Origin of the sequence: Chryseobacterium sp. RU33C (genome assembly GCF_900156015.1) — a bacterium.
GTDB classification, from domain to species: Bacteria; Bacteroidota; Bacteroidia; order Flavobacteriales; family Weeksellaceae; genus Chryseobacterium; species Chryseobacterium candidae.
The window spans coordinates 24,523-47,406 of the sequence record NZ_FTMT01000029.1 but is presented as its reverse complement, the minus strand read 5'-3'; the positions used below and the strand labels follow the sequence as shown (position 1 = coordinate 47,406).

21 protein-coding genes are annotated in these 22,884 nt (G+C 36.1%); 16 read left to right on the top strand and 5 right to left on the bottom strand.

All coding sequences use genetic code 11. The features are described 5' to 3' along the window. Positions 1-111 precede the first annotated feature (111 nt). From BW946_RS19340 to BW946_RS19330, 3 genes are read right to left on the bottom strand one after another with little or no spacing between them, the layout of a single operon-like run. Positions 112-1,896, bottom strand: a complete 1,785-nt coding sequence (locus BW946_RS19340) for a DUF4153 domain-containing protein (protein ID WP_076597728.1) — start codon at positions 1,894-1,896, stop codon at positions 112-114. 24 nt (positions 1,897-1,920) lie between these two features. Continuing rightward, the gene (locus BW946_RS19335; protein ID WP_076597727.1) at positions 1,921-2,412 is read right to left on the bottom strand and encodes a BlaI/MecI/CopY family transcriptional regulator; all 492 of its coding nucleotides are present in this window, start codon (positions 2,410-2,412) and stop codon (positions 1,921-1,923) included. 8 nt (positions 2,413-2,420) lie between these two features. Then, positions 2,421-3,023 carry a phosphatase PAP2 family protein gene (locus BW946_RS19330; protein WP_076597726.1) on the bottom strand — a complete coding sequence of 201 codons (603 nt, stop codon included), beginning with the start codon at positions 3,021-3,023 and terminating at the stop codon, positions 2,421-2,423. Between the two features lie 532 nt (positions 3,024-3,555). Here BW946_RS19330 and pdhA point away from each other — a divergent pair. From pdhA to BW946_RS19280, 10 genes are all read left to right on the top strand, one after another. Beyond that, on the top strand, positions 3,556-4,557 hold the full coding sequence (gene pdhA / locus BW946_RS19325) for a pyruvate dehydrogenase (acetyl-transferring) E1 component subunit alpha (RefSeq protein ID WP_034696713.1): 1,002 nt from the start codon (positions 3,556-3,558) through the stop codon (positions 4,555-4,557). Between the two features lie 108 nt (positions 4,558-4,665). Continuing rightward, positions 4,666-6,258, top strand: coding sequence for a pyruvate dehydrogenase complex dihydrolipoamide acetyltransferase (locus tag BW946_RS19320; protein WP_076597725.1), 1,593 nt, complete (start codon positions 4,666-4,668; stop codon positions 6,256-6,258). Positions 6,259-6,573: 315 nt separating this feature from the next. Beyond that, positions 6,574-7,242 carry an ABC transporter ATP-binding protein gene (locus BW946_RS19315; RefSeq protein ID WP_076597724.1) on the top strand — a complete coding sequence of 223 codons (669 nt, stop codon included), beginning with the start codon at positions 6,574-6,576 and terminating at the stop codon, positions 7,240-7,242. 16 nt (positions 7,243-7,258) lie between these two features. Next, the gene (locus BW946_RS19310; RefSeq protein WP_076597723.1) at positions 7,259-7,837 is read left to right on the top strand and encodes a murein L,D-transpeptidase catalytic domain-containing protein; all 579 of its coding nucleotides are present in this window, start codon (positions 7,259-7,261) and stop codon (positions 7,835-7,837) included. Positions 7,838-7,865: 28 nt separating this feature from the next. Next, positions 7,866-8,543, top strand: a complete 678-nt coding sequence (gene radC, locus BW946_RS19305; RefSeq protein ID WP_076597722.1) for a RadC family protein — start codon at positions 7,866-7,868, stop codon at positions 8,541-8,543. Continuing rightward, the gene (locus BW946_RS19300) at positions 8,540-9,454 is read left to right on the top strand and encodes a hypothetical protein (protein WP_083688926.1); all 915 of its coding nucleotides are present in this window, start codon (positions 8,540-8,542) and stop codon (positions 9,452-9,454) included. Before radC ends, BW946_RS19300 begins: the two co-directional genes overlap by 4 nt. A 73-nt stretch (positions 9,455-9,527) precedes the next feature. Next, entirely contained in the window at positions 9,528-10,460 is a 933-nt protein-coding gene (locus BW946_RS19295) for a phytanoyl-CoA dioxygenase family protein (protein WP_076597720.1), read from the top strand. An 83-nt stretch (positions 10,461-10,543) separates the two neighbouring features. Beyond that, positions 10,544-11,719: a hypothetical protein gene (locus tag BW946_RS19290; protein WP_076597719.1), complete on the top strand. Its 1,176-nt coding sequence runs from the start codon at positions 10,544-10,546 to the stop codon at positions 11,717-11,719. A 24-nt stretch (positions 11,720-11,743) separates the two neighbouring features. Beyond that, on the top strand, positions 11,744-12,256 hold the full coding sequence (locus tag BW946_RS19285; RefSeq protein WP_076597718.1) for a DUF7935 family protein: 513 nt from the start codon (positions 11,744-11,746) through the stop codon (positions 12,254-12,256). Positions 12,257-12,274: 18 nt separating this feature from the next. Continuing rightward, positions 12,275-12,886 (top strand): inorganic pyrophosphatase, encoded by a 612-nt coding sequence (locus tag BW946_RS19280; RefSeq protein WP_076597717.1) that lies wholly within the window; start codon positions 12,275-12,277, stop codon positions 12,884-12,886. An 84-nt stretch (positions 12,887-12,970) separates the two neighbouring features. Here the strand turns inward: BW946_RS19280 and BW946_RS19275 are convergent, their stop codons facing one another. Further along, positions 12,971-14,692 (bottom strand): amidohydrolase, encoded by a 1,722-nt coding sequence (locus BW946_RS19275; protein ID WP_076597716.1) that lies wholly within the window; start codon positions 14,690-14,692, stop codon positions 12,971-12,973. 139 nt (positions 14,693-14,831) lie between these two features. Between BW946_RS19275 and BW946_RS19270 the strand changes: the two genes are divergently transcribed. After that, positions 14,832-17,564, top strand: coding sequence for a sodium-translocating pyrophosphatase (locus tag BW946_RS19270; RefSeq protein ID WP_076597715.1), 2,733 nt, complete (start codon positions 14,832-14,834; stop codon positions 17,562-17,564). A 133-nt stretch (positions 17,565-17,697) separates the two neighbouring features. Here BW946_RS19270 and BW946_RS19265 read toward each other — a convergent pair whose 3' ends face one another. Next, complete coding sequence (locus BW946_RS19265) at positions 17,698-18,837, bottom strand: aminotransferase class I/II-fold pyridoxal phosphate-dependent enzyme (protein WP_076597714.1); 1,140 nt, start codon at positions 18,835-18,837, stop codon at positions 17,698-17,700. Between the two features lie 161 nt (positions 18,838-18,998). On the opposite strand from BW946_RS19265, the gene BW946_RS19260 reads away from it, so the two are divergent. The 5 genes from BW946_RS19260 (at position 18,999) to BW946_RS19240 (ending at position 22,818) form a co-directional block, all read left to right on the top strand. Further along, positions 18,999-20,039, top strand: a complete 1,041-nt coding sequence (locus BW946_RS19260) for a M28 family metallopeptidase (protein WP_076597713.1) — start codon at positions 18,999-19,001, stop codon at positions 20,037-20,039. Between the two features lie 131 nt (positions 20,040-20,170). Continuing rightward, positions 20,171-20,620, top strand: a complete 450-nt coding sequence (locus tag BW946_RS19255) for a GNAT family N-acetyltransferase (RefSeq protein WP_228402650.1) — start codon at positions 20,171-20,173, stop codon at positions 20,618-20,620. Then, complete coding sequence (locus BW946_RS19250) at positions 20,617-20,979, top strand: VOC family protein (RefSeq protein ID WP_076597712.1); 363 nt, start codon at positions 20,617-20,619, stop codon at positions 20,977-20,979. The genes BW946_RS19255 and BW946_RS19250 overlap by 4 nt, the downstream gene beginning before the upstream one ends. 9 nt (positions 20,980-20,988) lie before the next feature. Then, a complete protein-coding gene (locus BW946_RS19245; RefSeq protein WP_076597711.1) occupies positions 20,989-21,489 on the top strand; it encodes an endonuclease V in 501 nt (166 codons plus the stop codon). Positions 21,490-21,642: 153 nt separating this feature from the next. Then, complete coding sequence (locus tag BW946_RS19240; protein WP_076597710.1) at positions 21,643-22,818, top strand: acetyl-CoA C-acyltransferase; 1,176 nt, start codon at positions 21,643-21,645, stop codon at positions 22,816-22,818. Positions 22,819-22,884: the final 66 nt, after the last annotated feature.

Here is a 22,884-nt window from a genome sequence, read left to right as displayed (position 1 = left end):
AAAGTTTATTGAAACAAAGTTCAATAAACTTTCTGTAACATCAGTAACAATAGGCGTTACAAAGAATTTTGCCAACTATTTTTGACTATTAAACCCTTTTTGTTATAATGCTTATTTTAATTTTATAAGAATATAAACATTTTCGTAATATATACTGGCAGTATCATTATCCGAATATTTCTCCCGCGTAATTTCACTGAAAATAATTTTGACATGATATTTGCCTACATCAGATTCCATTGCTATTTCCGGCACTTTTACGGTTCCGGTTTTGTCTTTATTTTTCTCAAATAGCTTGATAATCTGTGGTCCGAAATCTATTTCTTCCTGAGAATTTAAATTGAGTTTCAATGAGGATTTTTCTGTCAGTTCGTCTGTCAGTTCAAACTGGTCATTATTTAGTTTTTGGGTCTCTCTGCTATACCTATGGAAAGAAATCAAATATTGATAATTCCCGAGTTCTACGGCCTGTTCTTCACGAACAAGAACGAGTCTGTTCATTTCATATGCTCTGTTTTTTACAGTGACATCTACCTCCGAAAATTTGTTCTGAATATTATAATTGATATTATAAAATGTGCCGTTTTTAATATTATCATCTAATTCAGCCTGATCTTTTTCATTTAGCAGCGATGATAGAAATTCACTTTGCTTTCTTTCGGCCAGAAACTCAAATTTCTCAGCAATTTCATTACGGACGGTATCTGTAACTTTTTGCTGAAAGTTAATCTTGCCGGCACTCATTAGCTGATACTGGTTTAAAATATTCATTAATTCTGTTTTCTGACTTCTCTTAGCCACACTGAATGCATTAAGGTAAGGGAAAATTAATGCAAAAGCTCCAAATAAAAATAAGCTGACAGGGATGAACTTTATCGTAGCTTTTTTGTTGAAAATAAAATAAACAACAATGATTAACAGCCATAAAGCAAGGAGGAGAACGAAATACCTTGGTTCTGTATAACCATACTCTAAAATTCTGGTAAAAATAGCAGTGAAAAGCAGAATGATCAAAGGAGCAATTGTGTAATAAAATGCTTTTGAGAATATTCTCACCCAAGATTTTGCATTTTCTTCTTTCAACGGATGAACCAGAAGTAATGCAAGAATGCCAACAATGCTGTAAGCTAAAACAAGGTAAGAAACCCAGCCTCTGGGAAGCTGCCAGTTGATCAGTATTTTAACAGAATAGAAATAAAGAATCGTTACATAGATAAGGAGTAATGGAATTAGAATAAACTGAGTGAAAAACTTCAAAACAACAGGATAGGTACCATCTTTCTCAAGGTTATTTAAGCCTTTGTCATTAAATAAAAGGAAAATAAAACTGCTTCCAAAAATAGCGAGAACAAAGAAGGTATCTCTGTAAATTCTGTCGTGGAAGTTAAAGTCAAAAAGTTTATCAACCGCTAAGATTGCTAATTCCACACCGCCAGTCAGAACTCCTGTAAATATGGCGGTGAGAAAGATATTGATAAAAAGATTTTTGTTGTACTGCCAGAATCTGAGTTCCCTGTCTTTCTCCAGAAAAGGAACAAATGATACCAGTAAGTGGGATAGAAGGGCAGTAACAGCGATGGTATAAGCATAAACTTCTGTAAAATTGTTTTTTTTATCGGGGAGAATACAATAAAAAACTATAAGGAAAATTATACCGGATACCTGCAGCAGTAACTCTTTCCCGATTCTCTGGGACAACATTTTTAATGCAAACATCAGAGAAATTCCAAGACAGGAACAAATGATGAATTTAATATAAGAAGTAATTTCACTGCGTTCGGTTTCCACAATGCAGATGACGGCAACAGAAGCTAATAAAGCCATTACCAAAACCATAGGATATCGGAAAATGACTTCATTGGCCCGGTTTAGAGTTTCCTGGAATTTTGTTTTCATGATTTGGTGTTTTTAGGATTGGGATTAATCTTTTTTCTTTTTTTTCTTTTTGTCCCTGTCTTTTTCTTTTTCCTTTCCCTTGGTTTTCTTCTCTTTTTTCGGACTTAAGATTTCTTCAGCAAACTCAAACTTAGGCTCTTCAATCTTGGCCGGCTTTATTTCAATTTTAAGATCAAAATAACCCTTCATATCTTCCTGGGAGATTAATTTTTCGCTTAATAAAAGCTCCAGAATTTCCTTCCCGGAATTATTAAAAAAGTTATGGGAAAGCTCTTTTAACAGAAATTTTTTATACTCTTCTAAAGGAACAAGCACGCTGTATTTAAAGATTCTTCCTTCTTTTACAGTAGATAGATAGCCTTTTTCAACTAATATTTTCAAATAAGTGGAAACCGTATTCTGATGTGGTTTCGGTTCAGTATGCTGCTCCATAACATCCTTCAGATAGAAAGATTCCATTTTCCAAAACAGCTTCATAAAGTTTTCTTCTGCGGCAGTAAGATGATTTATTTTCATAAAGTATTCTAATGTTGAAATTGAATATTGCAATAAAGATAGATAAAAGATACCAGAAAAGCTATTCCAGCCCCCATAAATACTTCTTTTACGGTATGTCTTTTTAATATAACACGGGTGATTCCAACCAAAATAGCGATTCCCAGCCACACCAGACCCATTTTCCATTCCAGGGAGAAAAAGAGTGCTGCCACAAATACATTGAAGGCAGTATGCATCGAGCTTTTGATAAAAAGATTGCTGATCTGAAGTGCGAAAAGAAGGACTAAAATAAACAGCATGACAAGATCAATATATCCGTTTCTGATGTAATTAAAAAGAAGGTAGGCGATCACACAGACTGCAATAAATATATATAAGGTCTTCCTTTGGACACGGTTGGAAACATCCATATTGGTATATCTTCCCGTTTTTACATTCCATACCAGCCATATAACTACAGGAATGATAATCATTAATAATACAGGCAGAAAATAAAGAATAGAATCTTTCAGAGAATATTCCCTGAGGCTCATGTATACAAAAAAAATAATCAGAGAAACTAAAGGATTAAAAAAATCAGAAATGACTTTTGAAATGTTGTGTAAGAATGAAGACTGCTTTTCTTCCATAATTTAGTTTAAAAATCAAATATACCATTATAACCTCAAAAAACAAGCATTGACAGATTAGCAGAATGAGTCTGAAGATGAATTAAGTAGCTGTTTATTAGTTGTTTTTGTTAAATGATATCTGCTTTAGTTTAGCATTAAATTTTTTCATGAAACAGGAACAGACTTTTTAAGACAAAGGTGCTTTTCTCATGAAAATATGAAGATGAAATGCCCAAAAGATATGTTAACAATAATTAAAGATAAAAGAAGAAAAGGGGTAAAGCGGAATGAATTTCAGGTATTTTGATCCTGAGAATTGTTTCATAAAAATCAGATAAACAGGCTTGTTCCATAGGATTTAAAAGAGAAAAACAACAGAAGGGAAACCATTTTATAAGCCTGCTACAGGGTCGGAAATTAAGAATAATCCATACAGCCCGCAAATAGATTTTACAGAAAAATCGAAAAGTTATGTATGTATAGAATAAAAACAAAGTTTTTTTCATAATTTTGCTCAACTATTTCATCATAAAAAAGCAAGAGCTAACACATGAAAGAATTTTCTAAAGAGGTATACCTGAAGTGGTATGAAGATATGACAATGTGGAGAAGGTTTGAAGACAAATGCCGTTCTCTTTACCTAAAACAAAAGATCAGAGGATTTTTACATTTGTATAACGGTCAGGAAGCTATCCCTGCCGGCTTTACACATGCAATGGATCTTACAAAGGATAGTATGATTACTGCTTACAGATGTCACATCCATCCAATGGCTATGGGAGTAGACCCTAAAAGAATCATGGCTGAACTTTGTGGTAAAGCTACCGGAACTTCCGGAGGTATGGGTGGATCTATGCACATTTTCAGTAAAGAGCACCGTTTTTACGGAGGGCATGGTATCGTTGGAGGACAAATTCCATTAGGTGCAGGTATTGCTTTTGCAGATAAATATTTCGACAGAAAAGCAGTGAATATCTGTTTCTTTGGAGATGGTGCTGCAAGACAAGGTTCTTTACACGAAACTTTCAATATGGCAATGAACTGGAAACTTCCTGTGGTATTTGTTGTGGAAAACAACCAATATGCAATGGGAACTTCTGTAAAAAGAACTGCCAACCACGAAGATATCTATAAATTAGGATTAGGATACGAAATGCCTTGCCTTGCTGTAGATGCAATGGATCCTGAAAAAGTAGCGGAAGCTGCCTACGAAGCTATTGAAAGAGCAAGAAGAGGAGACGGACCTACTTTCATTGAAGCAAGAACTTACCGTTACAGAGGACACTCTATGTCTGATGCTGAGCCATACAGATCTAAAGAAGAAGTAGCTCTTCATAAAAATGATGACCCAATCGAATTGATAAAACATAGAATTTTAGAAAACGGATGGGCTACAGAAGCAGAATTGGAAGTGATGGATAACAAGTCCAGAGACTTTGTTGAAGAGTGTATTGAATTTATGGAAAACTCTCCGTATCCGGATGCAGAAAAAATCTATGAGTATGTATATGCTCAGGAAGACTATCCATTCCTAGACAAATTAGAAAACTAAAAGATAATGAGTTAATTTGACAATTTGAGAATTTGAAAATGTGATAGATGATGTCCTTTTTTAATTTTCAAATTTTCAGATTGCTAAATTTTCAAATTAAAATAAATTATGGCAGAAGTAATTACGATGCCCCGCCTGTCTGACACGATGACGGAAGGTAAGGTGGCAAAATGGCATAAAAAAGTAGGAGATAAAGTAAAAGAAGGAGATATTTTAGCTGAAATTGAAACTGATAAAGCAGTTCAGGATTTCGAATCTGAAATAGAAGGTACCCTTTTATACGTAGGTGTAGAAGAAGGAGCTGCTGCTGCTGTAGACTCCGTTTTAGCTATTATCGGGAATGAAGGAGAAGATATTTCAGGATTAACAGGTGGAGCTGCTGCTCCCAGTGCTGGAACTGAAGAAAAAAAATCAGAAGAACAGCCTAAAGCAGAAACTGCTGAACCTGCTGCAGAAGTTCCGGCAGGAGTAGAAATTATTACCATGCCAAGACTTTCTGATACAATGACAGAAGGTAAGGTAGCTAAATGGCACAAAAACGTAGGTGATACAGTAAAAGAAGGAGATCTTCTTGCTGAGATCGAAACAGATAAAGCGGTACAGGATTTCGAATCTGAATTCAATGGAGTATTATTGAAGCAGGGTGTAGAAGAAGGAGGGGCTGCTCCGGTGGATTCCGTATTAGCAATCATTGGCCCTGCAGGAACAGATGTTTCCGCTGTAGGAGCTCCAAAAGCTGCCGGTCAGTCCACTGAAAAACCAGCTGAACAAAAAACAGAAGCTAAAACAGAAGAAAAAGCGGCTCCGGTTGCGAACTCTTCATCTTCTGACAGAGTAGCAATCTCTCCACTGGCTAAGAAAATGGCTCAGGATAAAGGCGTTGATATCAATAGTGTTCAGGGATCTGGTGAAAACGGAAGAATCGTTAAAAAAGATATTGAAAATTATCAGCCAGCTGCAAAACCGGCTGCTTCAGCTCCGGCGGCAAGTGCTGCTCCTGTTGCAGTAAGCTTTGTACAGGGTGAAGATACGGAGACTCCAAACTCACAGGTAAGAAATATTATTGCAAAACGTCTTTCTGAAAGTAAATTCTCTGCACCTCACTATTATCTGATGGTGGAGATCAATATGGATAAAGCAATTGAAGCAAGAAAAGAAATCAATTCTTTACCTGACACTAAGATCTCTTTCAATGATATGATTATTAAAGCAACTGCAATTGCTTTAAGAAAACATCCTCAGGTAAATTCAAGCTGGGCAGGAGATAAGATCATCCACAGAGGAAATATCAACATTGGTGTAGCGGTAGCTATTCCGGACGGATTGGTGGTTCCTGTATTGAAAAATACGGATCAGATGACGTATACTCAGATTTCTGCATCCGTAAAAGATATGGCTTCAAGAGCTAAGAGTAAAGGTCTTAAAGCTAATGAAATGGAAGGATCTACATTCTCTATTTCTAACTTAGGAATGTTCGGAATCGAGACATTTACAAGTATCATCAACCAGCCTAACTCTGCAATTCTTTCAGTAGGGGCAATTATTGAGAAGCCAATCGTTAAAGATGGGCAGATTGTAGTTGGAAACACCATGAAGCTTTCATTAGCGTGTGATCACAGAGTAGTAGACGGTGCTACAGGTGCTCAATTCTTACAGACATTAAGAACCTATTTAGAAAGTCCATTAACATTGTTACTGTAATTTTCTGAAGTGAAGATAATAAAACCTCCCAAATCGGGAGGTTTTTTTGTTTTTTTTAAATTAAAATACAGATCTCTAGTTAAATCTATAAGGTTTCAAAAACCTTACAGGTTTAGAAAAGTGAAATTCTGAAAAGAGAAAGCATTATTTTTTGTATAAATTTTACATAAAAATTTCCCGGAAATAATTAAAAAATTAAAGAAAAAGTCTGATATAAATGGATTAAGAAAATCTAATAACCGTAAAACTGAAATAAAATATAAACGGCTTCAAAAAGCGGTTTTTTATTTGCAGGCAATTCACTATTTTTGAATCATGATTAAAGCAAGAAATATCCATAAATCTTATGGGAATTTAGAAGTACTGAAAGGTGTTGATATTCACATCAAAATGGGCGAGGTGGTTTCTATCGTAGGAGAATCGGGGGCAGGTAAGTCTACGTTGCTGCAGATTTTAGGAACTTTGGATCATCCAACCCAGTCAAACAAATATGATACTGAGATTGAAATAGCGGGAGAATCATTTATTAATATGAATGATAAGCAGCTGTCGAAATTCAGAAATCAGAATATAGGGTTTGTATTTCAGTTTCATCAGCTTCTTCCGGAGTTTACAGCGCTGGAAAATGTCTTGCTTCCGACTAAAATAGCAGGAGCCAATGAAAGAGAAGCTCTTGAAAAAGCATATGCTTTATTTGAAGATCTGAAGATTGAACAGAGACTGAACCATAAACCCAACCAGCTTTCAGGTGGAGAGGCGCAAAGGGTAGCTGTAGCCAGAGCTTTAATCAACTCACCGAAAATCATTTTTGCAGATGAACCTACAGGTAACCTGGATTCTAAAAATGCAGATGATCTTCACCGATTGTTTTTTGACCTTAGAGATAAATATAACCAAACTTTTGTGATTGTAACACATAACCCGAATCTTGCAGAGATAACAGACCGTAAGCTCGTTATGAAAGACGGAATGATTATAGAGTAGCAGTATACCATACCAGATGATGAAACACTTTATTTTTCTTCTTTTAATTGTAATTTCCTGTTCAAAGGCTGAATCTCAGCAGTTGAACCCATTGGGTGTTCCTCAGACAAGGATTTTGGAGATTAAAAATTATATTAAAGGAAAAGAGTACAATCAGGAATTGGCTGTTTTTATCAACTTTAAAATTCCCTCTGGAAAGTATCGTTATTTTATTTATAATCTGAAAAATAATACAATTCTACAGAAGGCTGTAGTTTCTCATGGTTCAGGTTCTGTTATTCCCAAGTCGGATGCTTTGAGATTCAGCAATGTTGAAGGCTCTTATCAATCATCTCTTGGAAAATATGCTATTGGAGAAAGCTATGTAGGAAAGTTTGGTAAAGCTTACCGCCTGGCAGGGCTGGATGCTACCAATAGCAATGCCATGCAAAGAGCAATAGTTCTTCATTCTTATGGATGTATTCCGGATGTAGAATCCCGGGCTCCCGCATGTCTCAGTTTGGGATGTCCGATGCTTTCAGTAAATGCACTTAAAGAAACAGCAAAATATATTGATAGTTCTACAAAACCTGTCATTTTATATGCTTTCTATTAATTGATAATATTCATCTATAATTTTTTCCATGGCCATAAAACTCCTAGCCGAAGATGACAGACCGAGAGAAAAGTTTTTGCAGAAGGGCAAAAGCTCACTTTCTGATTCTGAACTCCTGGCAATTATTATGGGAAGTGGGAATAGGGAGGAAGACGCTTTGGAATTGGCAAGAAAAATTTTAACTTCTGTCAATAATAGCTGGCATGAGTTAAGCTTACTTTCTGCCAAAGATCTGATGAAATTTAAAGGCATCGGAGAATCAAAAGCCATTTCAATTATTTCTGCTTTAGAAATCGGAAAAAGAAGGGCTTTGCAGGAAATTCCGGAAAAAACAATCATTGGGAATAGCCATGATGCTTATGCAGTTCTTAGAAACCAGCTTTCTGATCTGAGAACAGAAGAATTCTGGGCAATTTTCCTTAATAACAGTAATAAAGTGATTCATGTTTCCCAACTCACACAGGGAGGTATCAGCCAGTCTATTGTGGATGTAAGAACCCTTTACAAAGGCGCATTGGATCATTTTTCAACAGGCATTATCATTGCCCACAATCATCCTTCCGGGAGTTTAAAGCCAAGCAGGGAAGATATTAATATCACACAGAAAATAAAAGAAGCTGGAAATACATTAAGTATTCAGCTTTTAGACCATATTATTGTCACGCAGGATTCTTATTTTAGTTTCTCGGACGCAGGATTATTATGATTAGAAGATTGAAATACCATGAAATTGATTTTGCAAAATATGCTCAATGTTTAGAAAATTCCGAACAGAGAAAATATTCTGCTGCAAAACATTTTTTAGATACTACTTCTACAATGCCCTGGGAAATTCTTGTTTATAAAGATTACGAAGCAGTAATGCCTGTCCCTTTTGTAAGGAAATACGGGATGAAAATTGTACACAATCCTAAGCTTTGTCAGCAGCTTGGTGTTTTTTCCGCCAAAGATAATGTGGATCTTAATGAGGCTTTTTTAGAATATCTGGAAAAAAATTATATGATCAGGGCATATTCTTTTAACGATGTCAATCAGCTTCGTACAAAGATCAGAATCAAGAAGAACTTTTTGTTATATCCTGAGGCTTATGAGAAAGTATATTCGAGATATTCGCCCAAAAGAAAGCGAAAACTTCGGTTAGATGAAGTTGTTTTAAAAGAATCCGAAATCAAAACGATTTCTTATGAAAAAGCAAAAGCTTTTATTGAATCCAATACGATAGGAATGAACAAAGACCATGATCTTTTTGAATTCATGAGGATTTTTGAAAATTTTTATAAGCTAAGTTACCTGAAATTTACAGCTTTTTACTATAAGCATAAGATTGTTAATGTGATTGCCACTTATTCGGACGGCAATATGGTAGCGCTTTTAGGGAATTTCAATGATAAAGATTATGTGAAATTATCAGGAGCATCTGTATTGATTGATCATGTTATTAAAGAAAATATTGAAACTCATATTTTTGATTTTGAAGGAGGAGATCTGCCAAACATTGAAGAGTTTTTCCGAGGATTCCGTCCCGAATTAAGACCTTACGGAATTATTGAGAATTCAAAAAAAAATCTTTTCAAAAAGTTAGGATATCTTATGTTGAGAGGAAAGCCTTTTTTATGATGAAAAGCATTGTTTAGATTGGTTCTAATTAAGTAATATTCCGTAACTTTATAAAATACTTAGTAAAACAGTTATGTTACAAAAGATTCGTCAGTACAAATTATCATACATGCTTTATAACTTGTTTAAAAGGGACAAATTAAAGCACAATATTCCATTGTATAAAAAATATGGAATCAAAAAGAACTATTTTTCAAGTATTTCGAGTAAAGATTTTGCCCATCTTCCGTCCAGGGAAAGAACGCTAGATGATACAAAACTTAGGGAAACTCCTTTTTTTAGGAAGCTTTCTGAAGAGAATAAAGAAAGTGCTCTTAAGTACGATGAGAATGGTTATATGATTCTGAGAAATTTCCTCACTCCGGAAACGGCGGATCAAATCAATACTGAAATTGATAAACTGATGGAGGACGGGACTTTGAAATTTATTTACGGAGGAAAACTGATGTTTGCGATCCATCATTCAGAAATCATTAAAAATATTGGAAGTGATAAAGAACTGTTAGACTTTTTATCTGTTCTGCTGGATGGAAAATCCAAACTTTTCCAAAGTATCAATTTCATTAACGGAAGTCAGCAGAAAACCCATTCTGACAGTATTCACATGACTACTTATCCGTTAGGTGGATTGTTGGGAGTATGGATAGCCCTGGAAGATGTAGATGAGAGTAACGGAGCGCTTCATTATATTCCTAAAAGCCACAAACTTCCTTACTTCCTGAATTCTGATTACGATAATGAAGGCACAGCCCTGAAAATAGGAAAGAAAAGCTACAGAGCGTATGAAACCTTTCTTGAGGAAAAAGTAAAAGAATTAGGATTAAAAAAAGAAATTTTTAAAGCCAAAAAAGGGGATTTATTAATCTGGCATGCCAATATTCTTCATGGTGGAGAACCTCACACAGATAAAAACAGAACGAGAAAAAGTCTTGTATACCACTTCTTCGATGAAAATAGTGTTTGCTATCATGAAGTAACACAAAGACCCGCTCTTTTTGAACTTTAATGGGAAGAACCTTCTTTATAAAAACTTTTCATAAGCACATTTACAGGATAGTTTTTTTACATTTGTATTTTTAATATCAGTGTATGGAAAAAAAGAAGAATATTCTTGTTTTTATATTTTCAATGTATGTATGCGCCATGTCATACTACCTGTATACCCACCATTATTACAACACTGATATGGAAGCCTATATGGGACTGATCTATAAAACGGAATATCCTGAGATGAAAATTGAAGAAATTCATCAGAAGGTTTATGAAGAACTGAGGGAAAAGAATCCCGATTTTGCAGGATTAGGTCCTATAGATCCGATGGTGAAAGAAGTAGCAGAAGGCGAAAGTACTTATTATAAAATTATCTCGCAAAATCCTAAAGCTTATGAAGAAGAGCTGCAGCTTTTTGTGGTAAAACCCTTTTATAACTTTATCAGCTGGTCATTCTTTAAAATGGGTTTCAGTGCTTCTGCCTCTATATCCCTGATTTCAGTTATCTCTTATGCATTAATTCTGATTCTGATTTTCAGCTTTTTGATAAAAATTCTTAGGAATTATCCTCTTGCCTTCATCCTTACTGTTTTAATTTCTCTGTTCAAGCCTTTGCCAGAGTCGGCCCGACATGTTTCAGCAGATTCTTTATCATGTCTGTTGCTTCTTCTGAGCTTTTATGTATTTTTAATAAGAAAAAATTTCTTTTTCGCAGGCATATTGGCCATGCTGTGTGTATTAACAAGACCGGAATATTTCATTCTTTATTCATTCATGTATGCTCTTATTTATTTTTACAGAAACAGACTTCAGGTTAAAACAGCTCCATTATTAATATCATATGGCTATCTGTTTCTTTCCTTCTTTTTAATACAGTTTTTTAATCAGGTTTCATGGTCTGCACTTTTTATGAATCAGTTTACCAAAGTTCAGATCTATCCTGTTTCACAGCCTGATCCGTTTTCCTTTGCAGATTATATTCACTTTATTAAAGGCAATATAATGTTGGAATTCAACTCTTCCTATTTTCCAGTCTTATTGATTTTTATCGTGATTATTTTGGCTGATCGTTTTTCATTTTATAATAAAAAAAGCCAGGCCCAGATCTTGTTTTTTGCGATTATTTATGGAACTGTTATGTTGAGATTTTTGGTTTTTCCGTCTCTGGTAAACAGGATGATGCTTGGCTTTTATCTTTTAATTATCCTTGCATTGGTGTATATACAAATTTCTAAAGTGGATATCTTTAAAAACTCTTTAGAAGACGGAAAATAATTAGTAATTTTGCAGTCTAAAATTATGACGAGTCTCTCAGGATATTTACCCTATGCATTTGCATTGATTATTGCAATTCCTTTTCTGGTTTTGCTCAGACAATTTGTACATTCATACATTACTCTTAAGAACCAGGAAATCAAACTACTCACTGTGAAATCAAACTCAGAGAACAAAGCACATTCTTATGAAAGAATGACACTGTTTCTGGATAGGATGAAACCGTCAAACCTTATACAGAGATTTGACAGAGAACTGGCTGTTCATGAATTTATTTTCCTTACGGAAAAGGCAATCAATGAAGAATTTGAGTATAACTCTTCACAGCAGTTATACATCACAAAAAACTCATGGAAGAACATTGTAGACTCAAAGAATGCCATTATAGAACTGCTTCATAAAACGTATGACGGATTGAAAGGAGATGTTCAGCTGGATGAGTTCAAAACGATTTTCATCATGAACTATATGGAAAGCAACGATTATATTGCTGAAACTATTGAAGATTTAAGAAAAGAAATTTTAATAATAACTTAAAAAAATAACAGATAAATAATGATTCCAAATTTTAAAGCACATCCATGGCACGGAATTTCTGCAGGAGAAGATGCGCCAAATGTTGTAAACGTATTTGTGGAAATTGTTCCTTCAGATACTATTAAATATGAAGTAGATAAAGAAACAGGATATTTGAAGGTAGACAGGCCACAGAAATTTTCTAACATTATCCCTGCTTTATATGGTTTTGTTCCAAGAACTTACTGCCACAATGAAGTTATGAAACTTGCTATAGAGGCCGGAGCTGATGATGTAACAATGGGAGATCATGACCCGCTTGATATCTGTGTTTTAAGTTCTCACAATATCCATGCAGGAGGTTTATTGTTGGAAGCTATTCCAATTGGTGGTTTCAAAATGATAGACGGAGGTGAAGCGGATGATAAAATTGTTGCCGTAATGATCAATGACCACGCTTTCGGACATTTCAGAGATATTTCTGAATTACCGGAAGCTGAAGTGAGAAGATTAATGCACTACTTCCTGACGTATAAAAACTTACCGGATGAGCCTGCAAAATGCAGAATCCAGGAAGTTTACGGAGCTGAGCACGCAAGAAAAGTGATCAAAGCTTCTCAGGCTGATTACGCAGAAAAATTCGGAGGATAAGATTTTTTTCCCAAGGCATACAAAAAAGCAGATGAATTTTTATCTGCTTTTTCTTTGTGAATATTTTGTGATATATCAACAGAATTAGTTTCTTTTGTATACTGAATTTCCTTCTTTTATAGTTTCAAGAACCTTAATGTTTCTGAGATTTTCAGGACTTATCGTTAAAGGATTCTGATCCAGAATAACAAAGTCAGCTATTTTACCTGCTTTAATAGAACCTTTTCTGTCTTCTTCCTGCAATTGATATGCTCCATTAATGGTAATTGCTTTTAAAGCTTCTATGGGAGTGATCCTTTCATTGGATCCTAAAATCATTCCTGAACGCGTCTTTCTATTCACTGCTGCGTATACAGCAGTAATCAGGTCTGGTGGTGTAACCGGGGCATCATGATGAATGGTAAACGTAATTTCTGTTTTTAATGCTGAGTTGGCCGGACTTATAAAAGCAGCTCTTTCAGGGCCAAAAACACTTGAATAATGCCAGTCTCCCCATAAATACGCATGAGTAGAAAAGTAAGAAGGAATTACACCCAATTCTTTTATCTTTTGAATATGATCGGGGCGGCTGTTTTGTACATGAATTAATGTTGCACGCAATTCCGGTTTGTAAATATTTTCATCTTTTAATCTTTCAATAACGCGTATAGCCTGATCAATTGCGGCATCTCCGTTCACATGAAGCTGTGCGGTGATATGATTTTGAAAAAGTATTTTCAGATCGTTATATAAAATTTCATCCGTGAAGATGGGAAATCCTTTGTAATCTTTAGACTGGCCTTCAGGTGGAACTAAATAAGGCTGGGTAAGCCACGCCGTTTTACCTTGTGGAGAACCATCATCAGAAAATTTAAACCCTGCCAGTTTCAAGTGATTTTCATATTTCATATACTTCGGTTTGAAACGGCTTAAATCCTTTTTGAAATACTCATAATCGGGAAAGTAAACGATATCGGCTTTAAAAAGATTTTGGGACGCTGCTTTTTCTAATAAAGCAACACTTTCTCCCATAGTTCTCCCATCACAAATAGTAGTCTGTCCGTAGCTGAGCCATTCATCCTGGGCTTTCATCAGATTTTTTATGGCATGAGCATGAGTATCTTTGCCTTTATTCATTTTTTCCATTAAGGTCAATAAAGCGGTGAAACTCGCATTCTCTTCTAATTTTCCATTCAGTTTTCCTGTCTTTTTATCCCTGCCGATGTGTCCTCCTTCAGGATCTTTTGATGCTTCTGTTATTCCCAGAAGTTGCAGCATTGCACTGTTTGCTACACTGGCATGACCTGAGGCATGAATAACAATAATAGGATTGGTTTTGCTAATGTCATCCAGTTCCGTTTTGGTAGGATGACGGTGTTCCGCCATAATCGCATCATCATACCCATTTCCGATAACCAGCTGTTGATCTGTACTTGTATTGTCTTTAATGAATTTCTTAATCGTAGTCTGTAAATCTTTAATTGAATTCACTGTGCCATAAGGTTCCGGAGATAGGTCTACAGCATCCATCATCCCGGCTCTTGAAGTAAGATGTCCATGAACATCTATAAACCCCGGAAGAAGGGTTTTTCCATTGAGATTAATCATTTTGGTGGCTGGCTCTGAAAAACGCTCTGCATCCGATTTTGTTCCGGCAAAAAGTATTTTACCATCTTTAACGGCTACAGCTTCAACCTGGGGAGAAGAATCTTCCATTGTAATAATAGGACCTCCAAAATAGAGTATCTCAGCTTTTTCATGAGGTATCTTATTATGACAGCTGCTTATGCCTGCAGATAAAAGAAGAGTATATAGTATCTTTTTCATAAATAAATAATTAATTCAAATCATGGTGAGAAACAAATTTACAAAATAATAGATTATTATTAGTGAATTTTATTATGTGTTTATAATTTCATTATATTTATAAGACTAATCTCAATTTTTTAATATAAAATAATAAACTATGGATCTATTTATGTTAGTGCCAGTTTTTGGTGTCATAGCTTTGCTTTATACATTTCTTCAGAGCAACTGGGTTAATAAACAGAATGCCGGAAATGAAAAAATGAAAACAATCAGCGGCCATATTGCAGACGGTGCAATGGCTTTTCTAAAGGCTGAATACAAAATCTTAACGTACTTTGTGGTAGTCGTCGCCATTCTGTTAGCAGTAATGGGATCAACGAATGCCAATTCACACTGGAGTATCGGGCTTGCTTTCGTGGTAGGAGCTGTGTTCTCAGCATGTGCAGGCTTTATCGGGATGAAAATAGCTACCAAAGCCAATGTGAGGACGGCAGAAGCAGCAAGAACTTCACTCTCAAAAGCCCTTAAAGTATCTTTTACCGGAGGTTCTGTGATGGGAATGGGAGTAGCTGGGCTTGCTGTTTTAGGTTTGGGAGCTTTGTTTCTTATTATTAAACAGATTTTTGCCCCTGAAGCCACAGTAGATTCCCACGAAATGGAAAGAACAATTGAAATTCTTACCGGATTTTCTCTTGGAGCTGAATCTATTGCTCTTTTTGCAAGAGTAGGAGGTGGTATCTATACAAAAGCAGCAGACGTAGGTGCAGACCTTGTGGGAAAAGTAGAAGCCGGAATTCCTGAAGATGATCCCCGAAATCCTGCTACCATTGCAGATAACGTAGGAGATAACGTAGGAGATGTTGCGGGAATGGGAGCTGACCTTTTTGGTTCTTACGTAGCAACAGTTCTGGCCACCATGGTATTGGGCAGAGAAACTATTTCTGATGATGCCTTCGGAGGTTTTGCCCCAATTCTTTTACCTATGCTGATTGCAGGAACAGGAATTATATTTTCAATGATCGGAACTTTATTTGTAAAAATTAATGACAATGAAGGTTCATCCACTTCCAGCGTACAGAATGCATTAAATCTTGGAAACTGGGGAAGTATTGTAATTACTGCCATTGCTTCCTATTTCCTGGTAACTTATATCCTTCCTGAAAAAATGGTTCTAAGAGGACATGAATTTACGAAAATGGGGGTATTCGGAGCGATAATGGTTGGATTAGTGGTAGGAACCTTAATGAGTATTATTACAGAATATTACACTGCTATGGGGAAAAGACCGGTTTCCAGTATTGTGAGACAGTCTTCTACAGGGCATGCAACCAATATTATCGGCGGACTTTCCGTTGGGATGGAATCTACCTTACTTCCGATTATTGTACTGGCAGGAGGAATTTATGGTTCTTATCTGTGCGCCGGACTTTACGGAGTAGCTATTGCAGCAGCAGGAATGATGGCTACTACAGCCATGCAGCTTGCCATTGATGCTTTTGGGCCTATTGCAGATAACGCAGGAGGTATCGCCGAAATGAGTGAACTTCCCAAAGAAGTACGTGAGAAAACAGATATTCTGGATGCTGTAGGAAATACAACCGCAGCTACCGGAAAAGGATTTGCCATTGCTTCAGCTGCTTTAACGGCATTGGCTTTATTTGCAGCTTTTGTAGGAATTGCAGGTATTGATGGTATTGATATTTACAGAGCAGACGTTCTTGCCGGACTTTTTGTGGGAGGAATGATTCCGTTTATCTTTTCATCACTGGCAATTACAGCAGTGGGGCAGGCTGCAATGGCGATGGTAGAAGAAGTAAGAAGGCAGTTCCGCGAAATTCCGGGAATTCTGGAAGGGAAAGCACAGCCTGAATATGAAAAGTGCGTCGCCATTTCTACCGATGCTTCCATCAGAAAAATGATGCTGCCCGGTGCGATTGCGATTGTTTCCCCTTTATTAATCGGATTTATTTTCGGCCCTGAAGTATTAGGAGGATTTTTGGCTGGTGCTACGGTATGTGGTGTGTTAATGGGAATGTTCCAGAACAACGCAGGAGGTGCCTGGGATAACGCCAAAAAATCTTTTGAAAAAGGAGTTGATATCAATGGACAGACTTATTACAAAGGTTCGGAACCTCATAAAGCATCCGTAACAGGAGATACAGTAGGAGATCCTTTTAAAGATACATCAGGGCCATCTATGAATATCCTGATCAAACTAATGTCCATCGTTTCTCTTGTTATTGCACCTACTTTGGCTGTTTTACATAAAGATAAAATTGAGGCCAACAGAAAAGCAAAAATTGAAAGTCTTACAGGGATAACTACCGCTGCAACAGGTGTAGGTGCTGATACCAAAATAATTGCAGTAGTTCCGGGAGAAATTAAAGGACATCTTAATGAAAACGGAGACTTTGTGTATGAAACAGGAAATATTCAGAAAATAAAACTGGACGGAGGAAAAACGATTGCCATAGGCGATGGAAGCCAGCTTTACCAACTTTATACGATGGTGAAACAAAATGATAAATCGGTTTTAGATCCTGATAAATGGTACACTATTGAAAACCTTTATTTTGAAACCGGTTCAAGTGACCTGAAAGCAGAATCTGCACTTCAATTGAATACTTTGTCAGAAATTTTAAATGCTTATCCGGATCTTAAAATAAAATTGGGCGGATATACAGACAACAGTGGTAATGAGGATAGTAATCTTAAATTATCCAATCTGAGAGCGCAGACAGCCAAACTCAAACTTCTTGAGCTGGGGATTGCATCAGACAGAATAGAAGCTGAAGGATATGGATCACAGCATCCGGTATGTGAAGCTAATGATACTGAAGAATGTAAAGCAAAAAACAGAAGAATTGACGTAAGAATATTGGCTCTCTAAAATCAATATAAAATATACTAGAAAAGCATCGCTCCGGCGGTGCTTTTTTCGGATCTATTCAAATCATAAAAATATAAACATGCAAAAAATATCCACCATTATCTGTGAAAATATGTGCGGTCTGTGGGAAACATCAAAGATTCCTTTTTAAATGTTCCAGTGCCTGAATAATCAATTCATCTTTTTTAGCAAAACTAAACCTTACATAATCAGAATTTTGCCTTGAATTATAGAAAGCAGAAAGCGGAAGGCAGGAAACCTTCTTCTCAATAGTAAGCCATTTCGAAAATTCTACATCCGTCATGCTTTTAGAAATATTTCTGAAATTTACCACCTGAAAAACACTTCCTTCGGCTGGTTGTTCAATCAGAAAAGGTGTTTCTTTAATCATTTCATTAAAAATATCTCTTTTCCTTTGCATGAGTTTTTTATTGATATCCGGATTGAATATATCGAGATATTTTGCGATAGCATATTGTGCCGGAGCATTCGCACTGTAAGAAATATACTGCTGATGACATTGAAATCTTATGGTTAAACTTTCAGAAGCGAGCATATAACTCACTTTCCAGCCGGAAGTATGAAACATTTTACCAAAAGAAAAAATACAGAAAGTCTTTTCCCTGAGTTCACGATGGATGAAAGAACTGTAATGTTCAGTTTCATCATAACAATAAGTATCATAGATTTCTTCAGAAATTAAATAAATATCGTGATCTTTAATCAGTTCATAAAGCTGATTCCAGTCTTCTCTCTTCCATACTTTTCCGGTTGGATTCTGTGGAGAATTAACAATGATGGCTTTTGTCTTTTTAGTTATACATTTTTTGAACAGATCCCATTGGATTGTAAAGTCGCCATCAAGATCATAATAAACAGGAATTCCTCCATTCATAACAACAGCAGGCCCATACGTATAATAAGAAGGCTGAATAACGATAACTTCATCACCTTGATTAAGAATAGATTTGAGGGAAGTATATAAACCAAAGGTTGCACACGGGATAATGGTGATTTCTTTGGTTGTAACAGAAATTGCATGGGTTCTTTTTGCATTGAAACGGATAATGCTTTCCCTCAGAAGAGGATTTCCTGCAAGAGGTTCATAATGATGAGTACTATTTTCTGCAGTTTCTTTTAAAAATATTTTCAGGCGCTCATCAATATCAAAATCGGGAAGTCCCAAAGATAGATCAAAGCTTCCATGTCTGATTGCCAGTTCTGACATGTCCGTAAAAAAAGAGTAGTGAGTAAATCCGTAAATTTCATCCATATATTTTGTATTCTAATCAAATATAATAAAATTTTAATATCAAAATCATATTTAAGAACTGTGTATTGTTAGATTTATAATGAACGGCATATTATTTTGTTCTATTGATTATTGATGCTGGGATTCAATAAAAATTGTTATTTTTAAGAAATTTATTCTTTATGAGAAAAATACTTATTCCGTTATTCGCAATGGCTGTAGTGATCAGTTGTGGAACGGCAAAAATATCTGACGGGAATGCTTCGCATCCTGTTTCAACAAAACATAACAAAGCATTTAACAACGCCTATAAAGAGATTAATGCAGAGGATTTAAAGAAAAACCTGTACGTTATTGCAGCAGACGATATGGAAGGGCGTGATACCGGAAGCAAAGGACAGAAAAAAGCGGGTGAGTATATGATTAATTATTATAAAAACCTGGGTATTGCAGCTCCTAAAGCATTAGGCTCTTATTATCAGAAAGTACCGTCTGAATTCATGAAGAAAAGAGGAGGAAGAAATCTTCCGGATTCTGAAAATATTTTAGCTTTTATTGAAGGAAGTGAAAAACCGGATGAGATTATAGTAGTTTCTGCGCATTATGATCACGTAGGAACAAAAAATGGAGTCGTATACAATGGGGCAGACGATGACGGGAGTGGAACTGTAGCTGTAATGGAAATAGCCAAAGCATTCCAGCAGGCTAAAAAAGCAGGAAAAGGACCTAAAAGATCAATTCTTTTTTTACATGTTACCGGGGAGGAGCACGGTCTGTTTGGTTCAGAATATTATTCAGAGAATCCTGTTTTCCCATTAGCCAATACCGTTGTTGATCTTAATATTGATATGATCGGACGGGATGATCCTGCCAACAGAGGAAAGCAGTATGTTTATGTAATTGGTTCTGAAATGTTAAGCTCTCAGCTTAAAGTAATTAACGAAGCAGCTAACAAAAGAACCAACAACCTGGAACTGAACTACAAATACGATGATTTGAATGATCCTGAACAGTTATATTACCGTTCAGACCATTATAATTTTGCCAAGCATAATATTCCTGTAGCATTTTTCTTTGATGGTATTCATGAAGATTATCACAAGCCGGGAGATGATCCTGAAAAGATTGATTATCAGTTGTTGGAAAAAAGAACCCAGCTCATCTTTACAACAGCCTGGGACATTGCCAACAGAGAAGAAAGGATTGTCGTTGACAGAAAATAATCACCAGTTTTATTGGAATTGTTACCCTTGTCAAGGTTTTAAACCTTGACAAGGGTTAATAGATTGAAAGACATTTTCAGCAGGATTGAATTTTATCGAAGATAAAATCCTTGCACAATAATACCATTACCATGAAAATTATGATCCGGGAAGCAAAACCAGAAGATATTCCACAAATACAGAGGGTAAGAAACTCTGTGAAAGAAAATACACTGTCGGATCCGGGATTGGTTACCGATGAAGACTGTAGTGAGTTTTTGTTTCAAAGAGGAAAAGGGTGGGTATGTGAGATTGAAGATGAGATTGTTGGTTTTTCCATTGCAGATCTCAAAGAGAATAATATCTGGGCACTCTTTGTACATCCGGATTTTGAAAATCACGGAATCGGCAGAAAACTCCATGATATTATGCTGGACTGGTATTTTGAACAAAATAAAGATTCCGTATGGCTGGGTACTTCACCTGGAACAAGAGCTGAAATCTTTTACAGAAAATCTGGATGGAAAAAAGTAGGGACTCATGGAAAAGGAGAAATCAAATTTGAAATGACCTTTGAAAACTGGAAAAATAAAATAGTATGATCCCGAAATTAAAATCCATCAGACCTTTTGTTGGAGCACAAAACTTTGAGATCAGCAGAAATTTTTACAGAGATCTGGGATTTGAAGAAGTTGTTCTGGAATCCAAATTATCCCTGTTTATACGTGAAGAAATTGGCTTTTATCTTCAGGATTACTATACAAAAGACTGGATTGACAATACCATGATCTTTATGGAAGTTGCCAATACAGATGAATTCTGGAAAGATCTTGTTTCTCTGGAACTTACGGATAAATATGAAAATGTAAGACTCACCCCTGTAAGAGTGATGGATTGGGGGAAAGAATGTTTTCTACATGATCCATCAGGGATACTGTGGCATTTCGGTGAGTTTTTTTAAGAAAGAAGTATGATTTACGCATTTGATACCTACTATTATGAGGATTATGCCAATACTGTGTGTATTGCATTTGAAGACTGGACCTCTGAAAAGGAAGTCGAAACTTTTACAGAACAGATTCCTGTGAGTTCGGAATATGAAAGCGGAGCCTTTTACAAAAGAGAATTGCCCTGCATTGTAAGCCTGTTGAAAAAAATAACATTAAAACCAGAAGATATCATCATTGTAGACGGATATGTTACCCTGGATAATGATGGTAAAATTGGTCTCGGCGGACACCTTTACGAAGAGCTGGGAGAAAAGTATCCTATAGTTGGGATTGCAAAAAATGAATTTACAACACCGGATTCACAGCGGAGAAGTGTAGTGCGTGGAGAAAGTAAAACGCCGCTTTTTGTAACTGCCAGAGGGATGAATGTAGATGATGTTCAGTGTAAAGTTGCACAGATGCATGGTGCTTACAGAATTCCAGCATTATTAAAAAAACTTGATCAGCTAAGCAGAGCCTAAATAATAAAGTCTTACTAAAAAGTAAGATTTTTTCTTATTTGTAAATATACCGATTGGTATATTTTGATTATCTTTGTTGTAATTCCACGATAAAAAATTAAGGCTTTTTTTAACTAAAAATATACCGATCGGTATATTTTAAAAATAAATTATATGAAAGAAGTATTTATAGTAGCAGCAAAACGAACCCCGGTTGGTGGTTTTATGGGAAGTCTGTCAGAATTTACAGCGCCGCAATTGGGAGCTTTTGCCATTAAGAATGTTTATGAAAGTGCCGGACTTTCTCCTGAACACATCGACAGTGTGTATATGGGAAATGTACTCAGTGCCGGACTTGGCCAGTCACCAGCGAGACAGGCGGCGATCTTTGCTGAAATTCCGGTAGATAAAGATGCTGTCACCATTAACAAAGTCTGTGCTTCCGGGATGAAATCAGCGATAATTGGGGCTCAGCAGATCCAGCTTGGGCTGGATCATATCGTTATGACGGGAGGAATGGAAAGTATGAGCAATGTTCCGCATTATGTCAAAATCCGTCAGGGAACAAAATTGGGAGATACGAATCTTACTGATGGATTGATCAAAGATGGATTATGGGATGTTTATAATGATTTTCACATGGGAAGTGCAGCTGAACTGGGGGTGAAAAAATACGGACTTACCAGACAGGAGATTGATGAATATGCGCTTTTTTCCTATCATAAAGCGCAGGAAGCTGCTAAAAATGGTAAGTTTGCAAATGAATTGATCCCAATATCGATTGAAGGCAGAAAAGGAACTACAATTGTTGATAAAGATGAAGATATCGATAAACTGATTCCAGAGAAAATTTCCCTTCTGAAACCTGTATTTGAAGCTGACGGAACTCTTACTGCTGCCAATTCAAGCAATCTGAATGATGGTGCAGCAGCTGTCTTATTAGCTTCGTCTGAAGCTATAGAACAATATAATTTTAAACCACTGGCAAGAATAATAGCCTATGCAGATGCCGCACAATCTCCGGAATGGTTTACCACTTCACCTTCCATAGCCATTGAAAAACTGTTGAAGCAAACAGGCCTTATGCTTTCTGATATTGATTTTTTTGAAATTAATGAAGCCTATTCCTCGGTGATTTTATCCAATCAGAAAATCCTTGGCTATGATGTAAACAAAGTAAATATATATGGAGGAGCAGTGGCATTAGGGCATCCGATCGGAGCTTCAGGAGCAAGAATTATAACCACTTTGATGAATGTTTTACGTCAGGAAAAAGGAAAGTACGGGGTCGCTGCCATCTGCAATGGTGGAGGAGGTGCTTCTGCAGTTCTTATTGAAAATATAGGCTAAAAGGGATTAAATAGCTTGAAATTTAATTAGTACATTTAAATAGCTCTTTCTTAAAATCAAATCTGA